Annotated in this window: 1 protein-coding gene; it reads left to right on the plus strand. The window is 71.4% G+C overall.

What is annotated here, in order from left to right; genetic code table 11:
* Nucleotides 1–255, plus strand: a 255-nt coding sequence (locus tag FNJ47_RS55685; protein ID WP_175068536.1) for a chemotaxis protein CheW, incomplete at both ends; no start/stop codon positions are given.

The raw sequence follows: 255 nt of genomic DNA on the forward strand, positions 1-255 counted from the left end.
CCAGTGAAGGCGCGATGGCCGAATACGTCACCGCCGTGATCGGCGGCCAGCTGTTCGGCTTGCCGATCTCGCGGGTGCAGGACGTGTTCATGCCGGAGCGGCTGACGCGGGTGCCGCTGGCCTCCAGTGAGATCGCCGGCGTGCTCAATCTGCGCGGCCGCATCGTCACCGTGGTCGACATGCGCGCCCGGCTCGGGCTGCCGAAGGCCGACGACGGCAAGCTGCCGATGGCGGTCGGCGTCGACCAGCGCGGCG

The sequence above is a fragment of the Bradyrhizobium uaiense genome, from assembly GCF_010811875.1.
GTDB classification, from domain to species: domain Bacteria; phylum Pseudomonadota; class Alphaproteobacteria; order Rhizobiales; family Xanthobacteraceae; genus Bradyrhizobium; species Bradyrhizobium uaiense.